Raw genomic sequence first — 18,499 nt, 5'->3', positions numbered from 1 at the left:
CGCCACACCGCTCCGCCGCAATCGGGGATGTCAGGCGGGGCTGACAGCCTCCACCCGGTGCGGCGGCGCCATCGCCGCCTGCTCCCACCCGCCGAGCCGGGCCGCACCCTCGTAGAACCCGTCGAGAAAGTCGAGCAGGACGGCCGGTGGATCTTCCGCCGTCCGCATCGTCTCGTAATCGAGCAGCGCGAGGCTCCCGCCCCCCTGCGCAATGATCTCGCCATGGGGCAGGGCAAGCTCGCGCAGGCCCGCGGGCTCCGGATAGGCATAGGCGTAGAAGGCGGGCTTGCGCACCTTCGCGTCGCCCGGCCAGAACCCGACGCTCACCACCTCGTGGCTGTAGGCCTCACGCTCCACCTGGTTCTCGCTCTCCATCGGCGCGGCGCGGCCGGAGAAGCGGGTGACCACGAGGTCGAAGGAGTGCCAGAAGAGGTGCACCGGCGTCTGCTTGCCCGCAAAGCGCCCCCGCCACGTCTCGAAGATCGATGCGATGGAGCAGAGCGCCTGCCAATAGCGTGTCGCCGCCTCGGTGTCGTAGACGCGCGGTGCGGTATCCTCCTCGAACGGGATAGTGGAGGGGTGCTCGTAGGGTTTCGCCACGATCGGGACCTCGAAGCCGAGATCCTTCATCTCCGTCCGCAACCGTTCGAGAAAGCCCGCCGCACTCAGCCCCGGAATGTCGAAGCCGGTGTGCCGCCCGTCATTCGCCGTCACCCGCACCACGTGGTCGAGCAGATCTAGGTCGATGCGGAACGCCCCGTTGCCACAGGGCACCCGCCCCGTGGTTAGGCCGCGCGTGTCGGGATAGAGCGTCACGTGCCACCAGTGATTGAGCTTCGGATGCGCACCCATCCGCATCTTGCCCACGATCTGGCAGAAGAGATGCAGACTGTCGCGCGTCTCGCGCCATTCGTCATAGGGCAGGGGCGGCAGGCCGGGACGGGTCATGGGACATCTCCGTGACGGGTGGGTCTGAGGAAGATGTAGGGGCCGTCCGCCGGATTTGCCGCCTTGGTGTGATGGTGAATGGCTGTTTGGGGGGGTGTTGGGCTGCGCTTCCGGGGGCGAAAGTTGCTCCCAGATGCGCGAGTATGTCTGAAGATGAGTTCCCGCGCATTTCGTTGTTACCGCCCCGGCCCCCGAGCCGGGGCCGTCCGCCTGCTTTGGTGCCAGCGGCGAAAGACCCCGGATCAAGTCCGGGGCGGTGGAGAATGGAAGCCCCTTCCCGCCCGGCTGACAGGCCGGGCAGCGCCCGACCCTCCCCATGGGAGGGCGCTTTTGCGCCGTCGCAAGCAGCACCTCCCGCACTAGCTTGGCGCGGCTGGTGCCAGGAAGCGATGTCGAGGAGCGCCCACCCAGGGTCGGGCGCTGCCCTCCGCTTCCTGAATGGATCCGGAGGACGCCGGAACAGAGCATGCGGCGTGCTCCCGAACGCAAGCAAACGCCGACCTCTCCGCCTCGAAGTGACGCCTCAGCCCAGCTCCACCAAAGCCTCCCGCGCGATCGCTTCACCCCATTCCTGGGTGAAGTGCCCGGCTTCCGGGCGGGGCACCGGGGGCGGGCAGCCGCGGACCGTGGCGGCCATCGCCTCCATCACCTCCGCGCCGAAGACCGGGTCCTGTGCGCCATAGGTCATCCAGCTTCGGCCCCGCCAGTCCTCCGACAGGAACCGCGCGGCGCGGCGGGAGACGTCTACGCCTGCATCCTCCGGCGTTGTCGGCACCAACTGCGGAAACCGCCGCACCCCCGCCCGGTACTGCGCATCGGGGAAGGGCGCGTTGTAGGCCGCGGCCTCCGCCTCCGTCAGGTGGGGGCAGGAGCGCTGCATCAGCCGGCTGATCGAGAAATCCGGGTTCCCGGCCACGAACGCCCGCCACGCGAGGAAGCCCTCGCCTGGCGCCTCTCCGGTGGCCAGCGTCGTGTTCAGGATCAGCAGCCGGTCAATGCGCGCGTCCTCCATCGGCAGCGTCAGGCCCAGGAGCCCGCCCCAGTCCTGCACGACGAGCGTGATGCGTTTCGCCTGCAACTCCGCCAGAAAGCCCAGCAGCATCCACCGGTGGAAGTCGAAGGTATAGACCGCGTCGTCCATCGGCTTGTCCGACTTGCCGAAGCCGATCAGGTCGGGGGCGACCACCCGCTGCCCGGCCTCGACCAGCACAGGGATCATGCGGCGGTAGAGGTAGCTCCAGGTCGGCTGACCGTGGAGACAGAGCCAGACGCGATCGCCCGCGCCCTCCTCGACGAAATGCATCCGCAGCCCCTCGACCTCCGCCCAATGCGGCGCGAAGGGATAGCCGGGCAGGGCCTCGAACGCCGCGTCGGGCGTCCGAACGATCTCGCCGAACTCCGGATGGGTCATGCCGCCCCCTCCCGATGCCGGCGCCAGTCGCGGGCGAGGCGCATCGGCGCGCCCGCCGTATCGAACGCCTCCTTGAACGTGAAGGCCTGCGCCGTCGCCCCGTGCGCGTCGAGATGCGCGTGACGCGCCACCCCATCCGCCCAGGTCGGCCGCTCGTCGCCTTCATGCCACCACAGCGCGTAGGGCGGCCATTCGGGCGGGCGGAACCACTCGGCCCCGCGCTTCAGCGCCTCGGCATGCATCCCGGAATAGCTGAAGGCAAAGGCCGCCTCCATGCTCTCCCACAACGACAGGGTGGCGGGCGACCAGCCGTCGCCCCGCTCCACATACCAGCGCGGATAGACCTCCGGCCCCCAGGACGCGGGCCCCTCCGGCTCGTCCGCATAGCCCGACCGCGCGATCAGGCCCGGCGCGCGATCCACGATCTCGAAGATCGGGTCGTTCATCTCGCGAAAGCCGTCATTCGCCGGAGCATCCGCGGGGCGGACGAAGATCCCGAAGGTGTAGAGTGCGACACATGCCATCCGTCAGACCTCGACGCTGTCTTCCATTTCGACCTTCCGGGCCTCCCGCGCCGGGCGGCGCATGGAGAACCGGCCGCTCAGCGCGTGCGGCCCGAGGATCACCCAGCGCCCGGTGATGGTCCCCAGATCGGCGCTCGCCGTGCCTTCATAATGGACCAGAGCATGATGACGAAACCGCAACGTGTAGGTCTTGGAGAACGTGACCTCGCGCCCCGTCCGCTCCCCATGCAGGTCGGCGTCGAGCATCTTCGGCCCGCCCGGAACGATCGTGTTGGGCTCGACCACCTGACCGCGGATGGTTCCGTCCTCCTCCACCAGGTCGGCGGCGAAATGCACGGGGTCTGCGAGGCCGCGCGGATAGGCGTAGGTCCCGCTCCAACGTCCCGTGAGCGATGTGAACGCATCGCTCACCGTCGCGGCTCAGATCAGGCCGCGCTCGCGCAGGAAGCCCTCGACCGAGGGCCGCACGCTCTGCGCACCGCTGGTGCGGGCATAGTCGATCACGGTCCGGATCTCGTCGAGGTCCACCTGCCGCAGCAGATGCTTCACCGGCCCGATGCTCGCGGGCCGCATCGACAGCGCACGCAGCCCCATCGCGGCGAAGCACGCCGCCTCCACCGGTCGCCCCGCATCCTCACCGCAGAAGCTCACCGGGGTCTGATGCTCCGCGCAGCGCCCGACGATCTGGCCGATGAAGCTCAGATAGCTCACGTTGAGCGTGTCGTAGCGGCGGCGCACGCGCTCGTTCTCCCGATCCGCGGCGAAGAAGAACTGCTTGAGGTCGTTGCCGCCGATCGAGATGAAGTCGACGAGTTCGAAGAACGCCTCCGGCGCGAAGGCGAGGCTCGGCGTCTCCAGCATCGCGCCGACCTCGACATTCGAGGGCAGGACGTGGCCGAGCTTGCGCTCCCGCTCGATCTCGTCGAGCACCATCTTGCGCGCGGCCTTGAACTCCTCGAACTGCGCGATCATCGGGAACATGACCGAGAGCGGCCGCCCCTTCGCCCCCCGGATGAGGCTCTGCAACTGCATCCGCATCACGCCGCGCCGGTCGAGGCCCAGCCGGATCGCCCGCCAGCCGAGCGCCGGGTTCGGCTCGTCGGCCGGGCGCATGTAGGGCAGCACCTTGTCCGACCCGATGTCGAGGGTGCGGAACACCACCCGCTTGCCCTTGCCCGCATCGAGGATCCGCGAGTAGAGCGCCGCCTGCTCCGCCCGCCGCGGCACCTTGGAGCGGACGAGGAATTGCAGCTCGGTCCGGTAGAGACCCACACCCTCCGCCCCCGATCCGGTGAGCGAGGGCAGGTCGGCCATCAGGCCCGCGTTCATGTGGAGCGAGACGATGGAGCCGCAGAGGGCGGAGGCCGGCAGGTCGCGCAGCTCCGCATATTTCTGCTGCGCCTCCTCGCGCATCGCGATCTTCTCACGGAACGCGGTGCGCACGCTGTCCTCGGGCCGCAGGTGCACCAGCCCCTCATCGCCATCGACAAGGATCGTGTCACCGTCCAGCGCCTCCCGCGCCACGCGGCCGCATTGCAGGACCAGCGGGATCGCGAGCGCGCGCGCCACGATCACGGCGTGGGAGCTGACGGCCCCTTCCTCCAGCACCACGCCGCCCAGCCGCCGGCCGTAATCCAGCAGCTCCGCCGGGCCGATATTGCGCGCGACGAGGATCGCGCCATGCGGCACGCCGCCCTTCTCCGACCGCTGGCCGGAGAGCAGGCGCAACAGCCGGTTCGACAGGTCGTCGAGGTCGTGGAACCGCTCCCGCAGATACGGATCGGACATCCGCGCCATGCGCTGACGGATGGACGACTGCTCCTTCTCCACCGCCACCTCTGCGGCGAGACCCTCGTTGATGCCCTGCTCGATCCGGGCGATCCAGCTCCGGTCACGCGCGAACATCGCGTAGGTCTGCAGAACCTCCGCCGCCTCGCCCGTCTCTTCCACCGCGTCGTCGTCGAGCATGCGGTCGACCTCGCCCCGCAGCTTGTGAAGCGCCACGTGCAGCCGGGCGAGCTCCGCCTCCGGGTCGTCGCTGACGGGCTCCGCGATCACGATATGCGGGTCGTGGAGCAGCACAGGCCCCTCGGCCACGCCCTCCTGCCCCTGTACGCCCTTGAAGAAGACCGGGCCCTGGTGCGGCGTGACGACCGACGCACCGGCGGTGCCGGTGAAGGCCCCCGCCTCCGTCATCTCCGCGATCACCATCGCGATCACTTCCAGCCCGTGCAGGTCGTCGTCCGAAAATGCCCGCTCCGCCTTGTTCTGCACCACGAGCACGCCGAGCGCCTCGCCCAGCCGCTGGATCGGCACGCCGAGGAAGCCGGAATAGATCTCCTCCCCCGTCTCGGGCATGTAGCGGAAGCCCTGGGTGCGCGGGGCGTTCGCCGTGTTCACGGGCCGCCCCGTCTCCGCCACCCGGCCGACAAGACCCTGGCCGAAGCGCATCCGCGTGCGGTGCACGGCCTCCGCGTTCAGGCCTTCCGTCGCGCACAGCTCCAGCGTCCGCGCGTCCCGCCGCAGGTAGATGGAGCACACCTCCGTCTCCATCGTGGCGGCGATGACGCGCACGATCTTGTCCAGGCGCTCCTGGCCACCCTCGCGCGAAGCGAGCACGTCACGAAGCTTCTGGAGCAGGACACGGGAAGAGGCCCCGCGGGCCGGTGCGTTCATCTGCGGGCTCTCACGTTGAGACAAAGGGTGTACGCAGCACTATAACGACGTGCGGCAAAGGGCCTCAAGGCCATCCGTCCAACATCGCCGTGTCGCGGTTTCGGCGAGGACGGGCCGGTTTTCAAGGGCGCAGGGACCGCATCGACGCCAAATGCAACGCATTTGAAGCGATTAGCGGGGGTTCGCCACTGCCACGAGGCATTGCTCTCAAAGCCCCTCGCTGAAATCCGCCACCAGTGCGCGCACGACCTCCCGCAGCGCCTGCGCCCGGTCGGCGCCCGCATCCAGCGCCTCCTGCAGCACGGTTCGCTGTCGCGAAGCACTCGTTCCGCGCGCCAGGATGCCGGTGACGCTCTGCACTTCGGTAAGGCAGCCCAGCTCCTCCGCATGGGGGGCCACCAGCTCGATGAGATCGGCGATCAGCTCGTCGAACGGCACCACCTTCGCCATGCCGAAATCGATCAGCCCGTCCGTCGGCCCGTAGCGCTGGGCCCGCCAGCGGTTCTCCTCCACCAGGAACCGATCGTAGATCCGCCACCGCTGGTTCTGCCGCCGCAGCGCGCAGAGCATGCGAAAGATACTCTGAGTGAGTGCAGCGATCGCGATCGCATCGTCGAGCCGGGGCGTCACGTCGCAGATCCGCGACTCCAGGGTCGGAAAGCGGTCGGAGGGCCGCAGGTCCCACCAGATCTTGGTCGCGTCCTCGATGATCTCCGCCCCGATGATCGCGTCGATCGACCGCTTGTACTCGGCAAAGCTGGCAAAGCGCGGCGGCAGGCCCGTGCGCGGCAGGTTGTCGAACACCGTCAGCCGGTAGGAATGCAGCCCCGTCTCGTTCCCCTCCCAGAACGGAGACGACGCCGACAGCGCCAGCAGATGCGGCAGGAAGTAGGGAAACTGGTTCAGCAGATCGATCCGCAGGTCGTCATCCTCGATCCCCACATGCACGTGCATGCCGCAGATCAGCATCCGGTGCGCGACCCCGGCGAGGTCCTTTTCCAGCTCCCGGTACCGCTCCTTGTCGGTGAAGCGCTGCTTGTGCCAGTCGGCGAAGGGATGGGTGGAGACGGCAATCGGCGCCAGCCCGTACTCAGCCGCCGCATCCCGCACCCCGCGCCGCAGACCCGCCAGATCCTCCCGCGCCTCGGCCACGGTCCGGCACACACCGGTCCCGACCTCGATCTGGCATTGCAGGAATTCCGGGCTCACCTTGTCGCCCAGCCGGTCGAGGCAGTTCGACATCAGCGCCTCGGGTGCCGCCACGAGGTCCATCGTCTCCCGATCGACGAGCAGATACTCCTCCTCGATCCCCAACGTGAAGGAGGGGGTGCCGTTGTCCTTCATCCGATCTCCTTCACTGCCGCCATCATGTTCTGTCCGCCGATCAGGCCCGGGAATGGACCACAGTGCAAGGATCCGGGCTGGAAATGCGGCGCTTTGGCTCGTGAGCGGACTAGACAGTCGCGACAACTCGCCCGCGAAAGGGCGGCTCCACCGGAGATGGTCCCTGGCCAGCCTCGGCACGGCCTCGCCGACGCGCCGCCCGCGGCCTCTCACACCCTGATCACAGGCCCTTCACGGTCATCCGGTATATCGGGACCGACCCGAAGTTCGCATCGAGTTCGGCGCCATGTTCGAAGACGACGCCAATGGCAGTCTTATCGCCAGGATACCGTCGGCCGCACAGATCATAGCGGCCTACATCGTGATGGCGGGAGTGTTGGTCTCGGCCCGTGCGGGGATCAACGTCAGTGCGGCGCTCGCCGGAACGGTGCCGCCTACGACGGGCGTCGCGGCGCTGATCGACCTTCTCATCGACAGTCTCGGTGTGGATGCGCTCGTCTCGTACTTCTACGGATGGCTCATCGAAAGCCAGCGGTCACTGCCCGCGGCCTATATCGAGATTGGCTACTTCATCTTTGCACCGGTCGCACCGGCCGCGGGCGCCATCTGGTTTCGCACGCTGGTGGACCGGCTGGGCCCGCACCGACGGCCCGGCCCTGTCGCGCTCAGGATCGTCGAGTTCGCGGGGATGGTCCTGTGGTGCTTTCTCTTCGGCTGGGTGATCGCCCTTCTGGTCTGGTTCTGGCCACTCTTCGCCTACTACTTCATCTTCAGGATGACGACCTTTGATGAGGGTTCGGTGCTGATGCGGCGGCAATCCCTCAAGGGGGTCGCCATCGTCGTTCTGGGCTTTCCATCGGTATGATGCTGTAGAAGCCGCTCCGGCCGCTGGGAGCGCTACCCCGCCTTCTCCAGCTCGAACTCGTCGTGGAGGGCCTGCACGGCGAGCTCCAGGTACTTGCGGTCCACCAGGACGCTCACCTTGATCTCGCTCGTCGTGATGACCTTGATGTTGATGTTCTCGCGGCTCAGCGCCTCAAACATCCGGCTTGCCACACCCGCATGCGACCGCATCCCGATCCCGACGATGGAGATCTTGGCGACGTCCTCGTCGGTGACCATCGCCTCGTAGCCGAGCGCACCCGACGCCTTGCCATCCTCCATCGCCTTCACCGCCCGCGCGACCTGGTCCACGGGGCAGGAGAAGGTGATGTCCGTGAACCCCTCTTCCGAGATGTTCTGGATGATCATGTCCACGTTCACCCCGGCCTCGGCCAGCGGGCCGAAGACGCCGGCAGCGACGCCTGGCGTGTCCTTTAGGTTCAAGAGCGTGATCTTGGCCTCGTCGCGGCTGTAGGCGACGCCCGAGATGACATTCGATTCCATGACTTCCTCCTCGTCGCAGACCAGCGTGCCCGGCTCGTCCGAAAAGCTCGACCGCACGGCGAGCCGTACCTTGTGCGCCATCGCAAGCTCCACCGAGCGGACCTGAAGCACTTTGGCCCCCAGCGAGGCGAGCTCCAGCATCTCCTCGTAGGAGATCCGGTCGAGCTTGCGCGCCTTCTTCGTGATGCGCGGATCGGTGGTGTAGACCCCGTCCACGTCCGTGTAGATATCGCACCGCTCCGCGCCAAGGGCGGCGGCGAATGCGACGGCGGTGGTGTCCGACCCGCCGCGGCCCAGCGTCGTGATCCGCCCTTCCGCGCTGATCCCCTGGAAGCCCGCGATCACCGCGTGCGTCCCTTGCGCGAACCGGGCGTCGAGCGCCTCGGTCTCGATCTCCTCGATCCGGGCGACGCCGTGGGCCGACGAGGTCTTCACCGGCACCTGCCAGCCGAGCCAGGACCGCGCGTCGATCCCCATCTGCTGGAGCGTCAGCGCCATCAGGCCCGCCGTCACCTGCTCGCCGCTCGCCACCACGCTGTCATATTCCCGCGCGTCGAAGAAGCCGGAGCGGTTGGCGCCCGGCGCCACCGATGCCTCATCGACCCAGCCCACCAGCTCGTTGGTCTTGCCCGACATGGCGGAGACGATGACGGCCACGTCGTAGCCCGCGTCGATCTCACGCTTCACCTTGGTCGCCGCATTGCGGATGCGGTCGATGTCGGCCACGGACGTGCCGCCGAACTTCATGACGAGACGAGGCATGGAAAGGTCCCCCGGAAAACGGTCCGGCGGGTCTTAGCGGAGCCTGCGCGCCCCCGCAAGGTCAGGCCCCGCTGCGCTCCAGCGCCAGCCGCGCGCCCAGGCCCACCAGCAGCGTGCCCCCGATCAGCCGCATCCAGCGCTGCACCCGGTCCGACCGGCGCAGGCGCTGCACCACGCGCGCCGACAGCCAGACCGCCACGAGGTCGGCGGAGGCGAACATGGCGTTCACCACCGTGCCGAGGATCAGGAACTGCACCCACAGCGGGAACGCCGCCGCCGGGTCCACGAACTGCGGCAGGAAGGCGAGGTAGAAGAGCGCCGCCTTCGGGTTCAGCACCTCCACCACGATGCTGTCGAAGAAGGCCCGCCGGGCGGAGCGGGCGGGCAGGATGCCGTCCAGTTCCACCACCTCCCCGCGCCGCCGGATCATCGTGAGGCCGAGCCACACGAGGTAGATCGCCCCCGCGATCTTGAGCGCGGTGAAGAGTACCGGCACCGCGGCGAAGAGGGCGGCGAGGCCGAAGGCGGCCGCGATCACGTGCACGTAGCCGCCCATATGGATGCCGAGGCAGGCCATCAGCCCGGCGCGCCGCCCGCGCGCCACTGTCTGTGCGGCGGCATAGAGCATCGCAGGCCCCGGCATGTAGGCGAAGACCGCGGCGGCGGCGAGGAAGGCGAGCAACAGGTCGGCAGAGGGCATCGGCTACGCTTTCGTTGAGGGTGGTGGGATCAGCGCTCCATCGCGCCCTTGCCCGCGATGATCTTCTCGCGGAACCCGGCGATGCGCTTCACGCGGGTCTCCGGCCGCTTGGCCGACCGGAGGTTGATGACATAGCTCTTGCGACGGCCCGGGGTGAGACCATGAAAGGCCTCCGCCAGCTCCGGATCGCCGTCGAGGGCGGCGACCAGCTCGTCGGGCAGCTCGGGCTCGCTCGTGTTCTTCGGCGGGCGAAGACCCGCTGCGGCATATCCCTTCGCCTCGTCGAGATAGGCGCGGATCACCGCCGCCATCCCGGCAACCGCGTCGTTGGAGGTGAAGCGGATCATGTCGGCATGCTGCGTGTTCGGCCCCTGCCGTTCCAGCACACCCTCCGGATCCGTCATCAGTGCCGCATCGAAGAAGCTGAGGCGGAAGTCGTTTCGCAGCGCTCCGATGATCACGATGTTCCGGTCCGCATGCCGGTAGCAGGGATGGCCCCACCGCACCGCCTCCTCCAGACCCGCGTCCCGGCAGATCGCGCGCAGTGCGGCCAGCCCCGCCGCCCATCGCTTCGTCGAGCAGTCGGGGGTGTCGAAGCGCTCGCAGCGTCCGCATCCCTTCGCGAAATAGTCCTCGATGTCGGTGATCATCATGGGCGCACCACCGGCCGGACGGGCCGCTGCGCGTAAAGCTATCACGTCGCCCGGCGGCCAGAAAGCCGCCGGGGTCGTTGCAAGACGGCATAGCCCGTCAGTTCGGCAGCACCTTCGTCGTCTTCAGGTGTTTCTCCATCCCCGCGAACGGCACCTTGGCGCCCAGGCTGTTCGCCGGCTCGATCCGCTGGATCTTGTCATAGGCGGCCTTCGCCTTCTTGGCGTCGCCGATCAGGAAGTAGGCGGCCATCTGCTGCACGTAGATCAGCAGGTTCTTCTCCTTGATGTTCTCGTAGCCGAGGACCTTGAGCTTCTTCTTGTCGAGCTTCTTCGTCACCTCCGCGATGGCGGCGTTGATGTCGGGTGCCTGCTCCACCACCCGCGGCTTGTGCATCTTGCGGAACGCGTCGGACGCGTAGAAGCCGCTCGATCCATCGAGCCGGTCGTCCTCGATCAGCCTCATCACCTTGCCCTTCACGTCGTTGATGGCCTTGGTCATGGACGGGTCGTTCCAGCCGATCCGACCGGCTGCCACATCCGCGGCGAGATCCATGACCTCCTGACGCTCCGAGCTGGAGATGTTCACCGTAAGCCGGGCGTTCGGATCGATGAAGGTGGCGTAGAGGCGCTGGTTGCTGTCCTTCGACAGAATGAAGAGGAGATCCTCGAAGAGCCCCGATTTCTTGAGATACTCGCCGAGCGCATTGGCGAGCTTGCGGTCCCTCAGGATCGATTTCAGGTCCGTCGGGTAGCTGACGCCGTCGATTGTCTTGGTCATGTTTGCCGTGCTCCATCCCGCCGGCCCGCCTGCGCGCGCCAGCCTGTTCCGTTCACCTCGGCAGCCGCGCGGAAGCGTCTCGGTCCGGGCAGGTCGGCCCGGCTCCCCACACGCGCCGGTTGACGAGGCAGCGATGACCATGAGTGCCGCGCGGGGCGGGCAGGGTTCGGAGGATGAAGGGATTTATCCCGCCGCAGGCGGGCCCGCCTCAGTTCGTGCGGCGCGGGCCGAAGGGTAGGGGCATGACCGGCACGCCATCCTCGACGAGCGCCTTGGCCTCCTTGCCGCTCGCCTCGCCCCAGATCGCGCGCTCGTCGGCCTCGCCCTCGTGGATGCGGCGGGCCTCGGCGGCGAAGTCGCGGCCGACATAGTCGCTCTCCGCCTCGACCTTCTTGCGCAGCTCGGCGATGGCCTGCTCCGCCGGGGAGGCGGGCTTCGACAGCGGAGCGGCCTCGCGCGTCGCGACCCGCGGGGCCATCACGGCCTTCTCCACCTCGGTCGAGCCGCAGACCGGGCACGCGACATGACCGCCTGCGGCGAGCGTGTCGAACGTCTCGCTGTTGGCGAACCAGCTCTCGAAGTCATGCGCGTCGCGACATTTGAGCGAATAGCGGATCATCTCGGCCCGGCTACTGTTGAGGACCAGCGAGAGATATATGACGCGACCATGAATGCAATCCTCCTTCGCCCGGCGCCCTGCGGCGTGTAGAAGCGGAGCCACGCAACCCATTGGGGAGACCATGACCTCGCGCAACTGGATGTTCACCCTCATCATCGCCGCCTGTGCGGTGGGCGCAGCCTATGGGGCGCAGCGCGAGGCTGGGGCGTTCGGCGTGGTGCTTTCCATGTTCATCGTCGGCGGGCTCACCGCGATCGGCATCGCCGTGCTGGCACCCGAGCCCGCGGCGGAGACGGGGATCGCGAGCCCGGAGGAGAGCAAGCTGCCCACCGGCTTCGGCCGCCAGCTCCTCGACCTCATCCCCACGCCGCTGTTCCTGTTCGATGCGCGCGGGCGGGTGAGCTACGCCAATGCCGCGACACGCGCGCTCTTGCCGCGGCTGGAGCCGGGGATGCACTTCTCCCTCCTCTTCCGCGCGCCCGCCTTCGTGCAGGCGGTGACCGAGGTGATCGACGGGTCCGCGCCGCGCAATGTCAGCTTCTCGGCCCACCTGCAGGGGATGGAGGTCCAGCTCGCCGCCCGGGTCGCCACGCTGCCCACCGGGGGCGATTTCGGACCGGGCCGCCAGGTCATCGTGCAGCTCGACGATCATACGCAGCGGCTGGCGACAGAGCGCATGCGGTCGGACTTCGTGGCCAACGCGAGCCACGAGCTGCGCACGCCGCTCGCCTCCATCATCGGCTATATCGAGACGCTGCGCGGCCATGCGAAGGACGACCCCGACGCGCAGGCGCATTTCCTCGGCATCATGGACCTGCAGGCCGCGCGGATGCAGCGGCTCGTCGACGACCTCATGTCCCTCTCCCGCATCGAGATGGACGCGCACACCGCTCCGGCCGAGCTCTGCGATCTCGATGATCTGGTGCAGGAGACCGCGGACGGCATGCGCCCGCTGCTCAGCCGCACCGCCGCCAAGCTCGACGTCGATCTCGCCGGTCTGGGCGCCCAGGTCCGCGCCGATCGCCACCAGATCGCGCAGGTCGTCACCAACCTCATCGACAATGCCGTGAAGTATGGTGGCGAGGGCGTCCACGTCGCCGTCTCCACCGCTCCGCCGGACGTGCGCTTTCCCGGCATGACCGGCATCACCGTCACAGATGACGGCCCCGGCATCGCGCGCGAGCACATCCACCGCCTGACCGAGCGGTTCTACCGCGTGAACGCCAAGCAAAGCATCGAGCGTGGCGGCACGGGGCTCGGTCTCGCCATCGTCAAGCACATCCTCGCGCGGCATGGCGGCGAGCTCGACATCAGTTCACAGGTTGGACAGGGCAGTCGATTCACGATGTGGCTGCCGGTCGCGGAATATGCGGAATCTGACCTAAGGGCAGATGAGGAAGTCCGTTTAACATCAATGACATGAACTGTCATAATTCCGAAACTGGCGCTCTGTAGAACACCCGCAACCGTGAGGGACTCACGGGGTATCATGTGACCTTTTGGTCATAGACAAGTCAGGACCCGCAGAGGTCCGAAACAAGCGGAGTTCATTGCTGTGAAAATCACCAGCATCATCGCGCTCGCAACCGCCGGCCTCGTCGCCGCTGCGGCAGCCAACGCACAGTCGCGTGAGCAGATCCAGATCGTCGGCTCCTCGACCGTGTTCCCCTTCTCCACGGCTGTGGCTGAGCGTTTCGGTAACACGACTGATTTCCAGACGCCGATCGTCGAGTCCACGGGCTCCGGCGGCGGCATCCGTCTGTTCTGCTCCGGCGTCGGCGTCGAGCACCCGGACATCACCAACGCCTCCCGCCGCATGAAGGGCTCCGAGCTGGAGACCTGCATGGAGAACGGCGTGACCGAGGTCACCGAGGCGAAGATCGGCTACGACGGCATCGTCGTTGCAAACGATCGTTCGGCTCCGGTCTACAACGTGACCCGCGCCCAGCTCTACCAGGCGCTGGCCGCTCAGGGCGACCTGCCGACCATGTGGAACGAGATCGACCCGTCCCTGCCGGCGGTCGAGATCGAGATCTTCGGCCCGCCGCCGTCCTCCGGCACCCGTGACGCGTTCGAAGAGCTCGTGATGGAAGAGGGCTGCGAGGAAGCAGGCGTCGCAGATTGCGAGAACGCAGCAGAGATCCGTGACGACGGCGTCTACGTCGACGCGGGCGAGAACGACAACCTGATCGTGTCCCGCCTCGAGGCGAACCCGCAGGCGCTCGGCATCTTCGGCTTCTCCTTCCTCGACCAGAACTCCGACGCCATCCAGGGCGCCGTGGTCGACGGTGTCGAGCCGACCTTCGACGCGATCGCGTCGGCCGAGTACCCGGTGGCCCGCTCGCTTTACTTCTACATCAAGAACGCGCATGTGGGCGTCATCCCCGGCATGCAGGAGTTCGCGGACATGTTCATGTCCGAGGAGATGATCGGCGAAGACGGTCAGCTCATCGACATCGGCCTGATCCCGCTGCCCGAGGAGGAGTTCCTCGACGTGCAGAGCCAGGTGAACAACCTGACGGCCCTGCAGTCGGGCGATCTCTGAGCCGGAACCGCGTGATGCGGTTCCAACCAAATTCGCAGGGGCGCCGCATGGCGCCCCTGTCTCACTTCTGAGACTCCGGTCGAACCGGGGCAGTATGGCGGTCCGCAGGGGCGGATCGCGCGTTTTATGAGGGCAAGATGCTTCTGATAGCGTTCGTTCTGGTGATCGCTCTGTCGATCGCGGCATACGGGATGTCGCGCCAGCGCGCCGTGTCGTCCGCAGGCGGGAACCTCGCGGTCCTGCACTCGCGTCCCAGCTATCACGGCACCTACTCGATGCTGTGGGTGCTGATCGTGGGCATCGCAGTGCTGCTGATCGTGGGCGAGGGCTGGATCTTCCTCAACCGCTCGATCTATTTCGGCATCATTCAGGAAGCGCGGCCCGACGCGCCCTTCATCGAACAACAGCTCATCCTGTCCGACGCCTGGTCGATCCGGAATGGCGGCATCCCCTCGCGCACCGACGAGCTGCGCACCAGCCTTGCGGAGACCATCGGATCGCTCGACTCGTGGAGGCTTTACGTCACCTCCGCCCTCGCGATCCTCGCAGCCGGGGCGACGGCCTTCATCACGCACGGCAAGATCTCGATCGACTGGCGCGCGCGCAACCGGTCCGAGACGATCATCCGCACCATCCTCATGGTCTGCGCCGTCATCGCGATCCTGACCACGATCGGCATCGTGCTCTCGCTGATCTTCGAGACGCTGAGCTTCTTCGAGAAGCTGGGCTGGCGCATCGACAAGTTCCTGTTCGGCACCACCTGGTCGCCGCTTTCCGGCGTCAGCGAAGGCGCCATCGACCGCGAGCGCGTGGGCGCCGTCCCGCTCTTCGCCGGGACGTTCATGATCACCATCATCGCGATGCTGGTCGCCGTGCCCATCGGCCTCTTCGCCGCGATCTACCTCTCCGACTTCGCATCGAAGCGCACCCGCTCCTGGGCAAAGCCGATGCTGGAGGTTCTGGCGGGCGTGCCCACCGTGGTCTACGGCTTCTTCGCCGCGATCACCGTCGCGCCGGCCATCCGCGACCTCGGCACGTGGCTGGGCCTCGGCGTCGACAGCTCCTCGGCCCTCGCAGCCGGCACCGTGATGGGGATCATGATCATCCCCTTCATCTCCTCGCTGTCGGACGACGTGATCAACGCGGTGCCGCAAAGCTTGCGCGACGGCTCCTTCGGCCTTGGCGCCACGCGGGCCGAGACCATCCGCCAGGTCGTGCTGCCCGCCGCCCTGCCGGGCATCGTGTCGGCCATCTTGCTCGGCATCTCCCGCGCGGTGGGTGAGACGATGATCGTGGTCATGGCCGCGGGGCAGGGGGCGAACCTCACTTGGAACCCGCTGGAGGCCGTGACGACCGTCACCGTGCAGATCGTCATGCTCTACACCGGTGACACGGATCTGGAGACCGCCTCCGGCCCCGTCTTCGCGCTGGGCTTCACGCTGTTCTGCGTGACGCTGCTTCTGAACGTGATCGCGCTGCGCATCGTGCGCCGCTATCGCGAAATGTACGATTGAGGAGGCCGCAGACATGGTCGCCATGAACGAACTCAGCGCGGTGCACGGCTCGGATGCCTCGCAAAGGCGTCTCAAGAAGCGTCGCGCGGCGGAGATGCGGCTGAAGGCCTACGGCATCGCCGCGATCTTCCTCGCCGGGGCCGCGCTCGTCACCCTGATGTGGTCGGTGGTGGGCAACGCCCGCTACGCGCTCAGCGAGAGCTATATCACGCTGCCCATCGAGCTGTCGGCGGAGGAGCTGGGCGTTGACCCGTCCGATCCCTCGACCCTGCGCGGTGGCAGTTACGAGCGCCTCGTGCGCGACGAGGTGCGCGAGCGTTTCGACTATGTCGAGGGGCGCACCCTGCGCCGCGAGCTCAGCGATCTCTACTCCGCCGCCGCCGCTTTCGACCTGCGCGACATGGTCATCGCGGATCCGGACCTGATCGGACAGACCATCGACGTGCGGATGCTCGCCTCCGACGTCACCGACCTATACCTCAAGGGCGAGTTCGGGACCCTGCGCACGCCGGACACCGACGCCGATCTCGACTTCACCTTCGACGAGGAGGACAGCGTCGCGATCGAGGCATCCGCTCCGATCTTCGAGGACATCCTGCGCGACGTGCAGCGCGATCTCGTCCAGCTCTCCAACCGGCGTGAGCGTGAGGCCGGCCGGCAGGAGGCGGGCCGCGTCGAGTTCGAGCGCCGCGCCGAGGCGGCCGAGACCGAAGAGGAGCGCACCCGCAACCTTGAGGAAGCGCAACGCCGCGCCGACGCGCGCGACGCCCTGCTCGCCGAGGTCGAGGATCTGCGCGCCCGCGCCGATGATCCCGAGGGCTTCGAGGAGCTGACCGAGAACAACGAGAGCGTGCTGATCCAGGTGAACGGCGGCTGGCTGAAGGCGACCGCCGTCAGCGCCTCGACCGCCACGGCCGAGATCCTCGTCCCGCTCGCCGACCGCAACCTCGCAGGCGCTGACTACACCCTCTACGTCCAGCCGGTGCCCGCCATCGCGCGCCCGATCTCCGACGAGAAGATCGTCTGGATCGAGGAGCTGCGCGGCGACGGCGCGGTCGAGCAGGTCTTCAACTGGCGCCTCTTCTCCGCCGGCGACAGCCGCGATCCGGAGCGGGCGGGCATCTGGGGTGCCGTCGTCGGCTCCTTCTGGACGATGATCGTCACCTTCGTGCTCGCCTTCCCGGTCGGCACGCTCGCCGCGATCTATCTGGAGGAGTTCGCGCCGAAGAACCGCTTCACCGACTTCGTCGAGGTGAACATTAACAACCTCGCCGCGGTCCCATCGATCGTCTTCGGCCTGCTGGGCCTCGCCGTGTTCCTCGGCTTCTTCGGGGTGCCACGATCCGCGCCGATCGCGGGCGGGATCGTGCTCGCGCTCATGACGCTGCCCACGATCATCATCGCCTCGCGCGCCGCGATCCGGGCGGTGCCGCCCTCGATCCGGGACGCGGCGCTGGGCCTTGGTGCCTCGAAGTTGCAGACGAGCTTCCACCACGTGCTGCCGCTGGCGATGCCCGGTATCCTCACGGGCACGATCATCGGCATGGCGCAGGCGCTCGGCGAGACCGCTCCCCTGATCCTGATCGGCATGGTGGCGTTCATCGTGGACATCCCCGGCGGGATCACCGACCCTGCAACCGTGCTTCCGGTTCAGGTCTTCCGCTGGTCCGACTTCCCCGAGCGGGCCTTCGAGGCACGCACGGCGGCCGCGATCTGCGTGCTTCTGATCTTCCTCGTGCTCATGAACGCGCTCGCCGTGTTCCTGCGCAAACGTTTCGAGCGGCGCTGGTGACGCCAATGGCCGAAGAAGGACAACCCGACATGACCAACATGCGCCTCAACGAAAAGAACATCTCGAACCGCGAAGTGAAGATCGCCTCGAAGAACGTGGACGTCTTCTACGGCGACACCCACGCGATCAAGGACGTGGACGTCGACATCCTCAACAACACCGTGACGGCCTTCATCGGCCCGTCGGGGTGCGGGAAGTCGACCTTCCTGCGCTGCCTGAACCGCATGAACGACACGATCGACATCGCACGGGTGGACGGGCAGATCCTGCTGGACGGCGAGGACATCTACGACAAGTCCGTCGATCCGGTGACCCTGCGCGCCCGCGTCGGCATGGTGTTCCAGAAGCCCAACCCGTTCCCGAAGTCGATCTACGACAACATCGCCTACGGCCCGCGGATCCACGGCCTCGTCAACAACAAGGCCGACCTCGACGAGGTGGTGGAGAAATCGCTGCGCCGCGCGGCGATCTGGGACGAGGCGAAGGACCGCCTGCAGGAGCCGGGCACCGGCCTCTCCGGCGGTCAGCAGCAGCGCCTGTGCATCGCGCGCGCCATCGCAACGGCCCCCGAGGTGCTGCTGATGGACGAGCCGTGCTCCGCGCTCGACCCCATCGCGACGGCCCAGATCGAGGAGCTGATCGACGAGCTGCGGCAGGACTTCGCCGTCGTGATCGTGACGCACTCCATGCAGCAGGCCGCCCGCGTCAGCCAGAAGACCGCATTTTTCCATCTCGGCGTCATCGCGGAGTATGGTGACACCAACCAGATTTTCACCAACCCCCAGGACAAGCGCACCCAGGACTACATCACCGGGCGCTTCGGCTAGGAGTTTTTGACGGGAGGACC

Annotated in this window: 17 protein-coding genes; 6 read left to right on the top strand and 11 right to left on the bottom strand. The window is 67.4% G+C overall.

Translation table 11 applies throughout. The features are described from left to right. Positions 1 to 30 precede the first annotated feature (30 nt). The 6 genes from I0K15_RS06270 to I0K15_RS06245 all read right to left on the bottom strand — a co-directional run bounded on the left by I0K15_RS06270 (position 31) and on the right by I0K15_RS06245 (position 6,903). Positions 31 to 948: a DUF5996 family protein gene (locus I0K15_RS06270; RefSeq protein ID WP_196104540.1), complete on the bottom strand. Its 918-nt coding sequence runs from the start codon at positions 946 to 948 to the stop codon at positions 31 to 33. A gap of 523 nt (positions 949 to 1,471) precedes the next feature. After that, positions 1,472 to 2,359, bottom strand: a complete 888-nt coding sequence (locus tag I0K15_RS06265) for a haloalkane dehalogenase (protein WP_196104539.1) — start codon at positions 2,357 to 2,359, stop codon at positions 1,472 to 1,474. Next, a complete protein-coding gene (locus I0K15_RS06260) occupies positions 2,356 to 2,883 on the bottom strand; it encodes a DUF3291 domain-containing protein (protein WP_196104538.1) in 528 nt (175 codons plus the stop codon). Before I0K15_RS06260 ends, I0K15_RS06265 begins: the two co-directional genes overlap by 4 nt. Before the next feature lie 3 nt (positions 2,884 to 2,886). Further along, positions 2,887 to 3,294: a hypothetical protein gene (locus tag I0K15_RS06255; protein WP_196104537.1), complete on the bottom strand. Its 408-nt coding sequence runs from the start codon at positions 3,292 to 3,294 to the stop codon at positions 2,887 to 2,889. A gap of 9 nt (positions 3,295 to 3,303) precedes the next feature. After that, positions 3,304 to 5,559, bottom strand: coding sequence for a phosphoenolpyruvate--protein phosphotransferase (ptsP, locus tag I0K15_RS06250; protein WP_196104536.1), 2,256 nt, complete (start codon positions 5,557 to 5,559; stop codon positions 3,304 to 3,306). A gap of 207 nt (positions 5,560 to 5,766) precedes the next feature. Next, positions 5,767 to 6,903, bottom strand: coding sequence for a carboxylate-amine ligase (locus I0K15_RS06245; RefSeq protein WP_196104535.1), 1,137 nt, complete (start codon positions 6,901 to 6,903; stop codon positions 5,767 to 5,769). 286 nt (positions 6,904 to 7,189) lie between these two features. Between I0K15_RS06245 and I0K15_RS06240 the strand changes: the two genes are divergently transcribed. Continuing rightward, positions 7,190 to 7,768, top strand: coding sequence for a hypothetical protein (locus I0K15_RS06240; RefSeq protein WP_196104534.1), 579 nt, complete (start codon positions 7,190 to 7,192; stop codon positions 7,766 to 7,768). 32 nt (positions 7,769 to 7,800) lie between these two features. Here the strand turns inward: I0K15_RS06240 and I0K15_RS06235 are convergent, their stop codons facing one another. The 5 genes from I0K15_RS06235 to I0K15_RS06215 all read right to left on the bottom strand — a co-directional run bounded on the left by I0K15_RS06235 (position 7,801) and on the right by I0K15_RS06215 (position 11,801). After that, the gene (locus tag I0K15_RS06235) at positions 7,801 to 9,051 is read right to left on the bottom strand and encodes an aspartate kinase (protein ID WP_196104533.1); all 1,251 of its coding nucleotides are present in this window, start codon (positions 9,049 to 9,051) and stop codon (positions 7,801 to 7,803) included. A 61-nt stretch (positions 9,052 to 9,112) separates the two neighbouring features. Then, complete coding sequence (locus I0K15_RS06230) at positions 9,113 to 9,751, bottom strand: LysE family translocator (protein ID WP_196104532.1); 639 nt, start codon at positions 9,749 to 9,751, stop codon at positions 9,113 to 9,115. Positions 9,752 to 9,780: 29 nt separating this feature from the next. Beyond that, entirely contained in the window at positions 9,781 to 10,404 is a 624-nt protein-coding gene (locus I0K15_RS06225) for a YdeI/OmpD-associated family protein (protein WP_230374312.1), read from the bottom strand. A gap of 97 nt (positions 10,405 to 10,501) precedes the next feature. Continuing rightward, positions 10,502 to 11,182 carry a regulator of G-protein signaling domain-containing protein gene (locus I0K15_RS06220; RefSeq protein WP_196104531.1) on the bottom strand — a complete coding sequence of 227 codons (681 nt, stop codon included), beginning with the start codon at positions 11,180 to 11,182 and terminating at the stop codon, positions 10,502 to 10,504. Between the two features lie 208 nt (positions 11,183 to 11,390). Next, on the bottom strand, positions 11,391 to 11,801 hold the full coding sequence (locus I0K15_RS06215) for a DUF1178 family protein (RefSeq protein WP_196104530.1): 411 nt from the start codon (positions 11,799 to 11,801) through the stop codon (positions 11,391 to 11,393). A 121-nt stretch (positions 11,802 to 11,922) separates the two neighbouring features. Here I0K15_RS06215 and I0K15_RS06210 point away from each other — a divergent pair, with 121 nt between their 5' ends. The 5 genes from I0K15_RS06210 to pstB all read left to right on the top strand — a co-directional run bounded on the left by I0K15_RS06210 (position 11,923) and on the right by pstB (position 18,479). Then, positions 11,923 to 13,224 (top strand): sensor histidine kinase, encoded by a 1,302-nt coding sequence (locus I0K15_RS06210; protein WP_196104529.1) that lies wholly within the window; start codon positions 11,923 to 11,925, stop codon positions 13,222 to 13,224. Positions 13,225 to 13,356: 132 nt separating this feature from the next. After that, positions 13,357 to 14,346, top strand: coding sequence for a substrate-binding domain-containing protein (locus I0K15_RS06205; protein WP_230374311.1), 990 nt, complete (start codon positions 13,357 to 13,359; stop codon positions 14,344 to 14,346). A gap of 137 nt (positions 14,347 to 14,483) precedes the next feature. Beyond that, positions 14,484 to 15,860: a phosphate ABC transporter permease subunit PstC gene (gene pstC, locus I0K15_RS06200; RefSeq protein WP_196104528.1), complete on the top strand. Its 1,377-nt coding sequence runs from the start codon at positions 14,484 to 14,486 to the stop codon at positions 15,858 to 15,860. A gap of 13 nt (positions 15,861 to 15,873) precedes the next feature. Then, positions 15,874 to 17,652 carry a phosphate ABC transporter permease PstA gene (gene pstA, locus I0K15_RS06195; protein ID WP_230374310.1) on the top strand — a complete coding sequence of 593 codons (1,779 nt, stop codon included), beginning with the start codon at positions 15,874 to 15,876 and terminating at the stop codon, positions 17,650 to 17,652. A gap of 38 nt (positions 17,653 to 17,690) precedes the next feature. Then, positions 17,691 to 18,479, top strand: a complete 789-nt coding sequence (pstB, locus tag I0K15_RS06190) for a phosphate ABC transporter ATP-binding protein PstB (protein WP_422394012.1) — start codon at positions 17,691 to 17,693, stop codon at positions 18,477 to 18,479. Positions 18,480 to 18,499 lie beyond the last annotated feature (20 nt).

It is taken from the genome of Pontivivens ytuae, assembly GCF_015679265.1.
Taxonomy (GTDB): domain Bacteria; phylum Pseudomonadota; class Alphaproteobacteria; order Rhodobacterales; family Rhodobacteraceae; genus Pontivivens; species Pontivivens ytuae.
The sequence above is the reverse complement of the archived record's forward strand: the minus strand, read 5'-3'. Positions and strand labels throughout refer to the sequence as shown.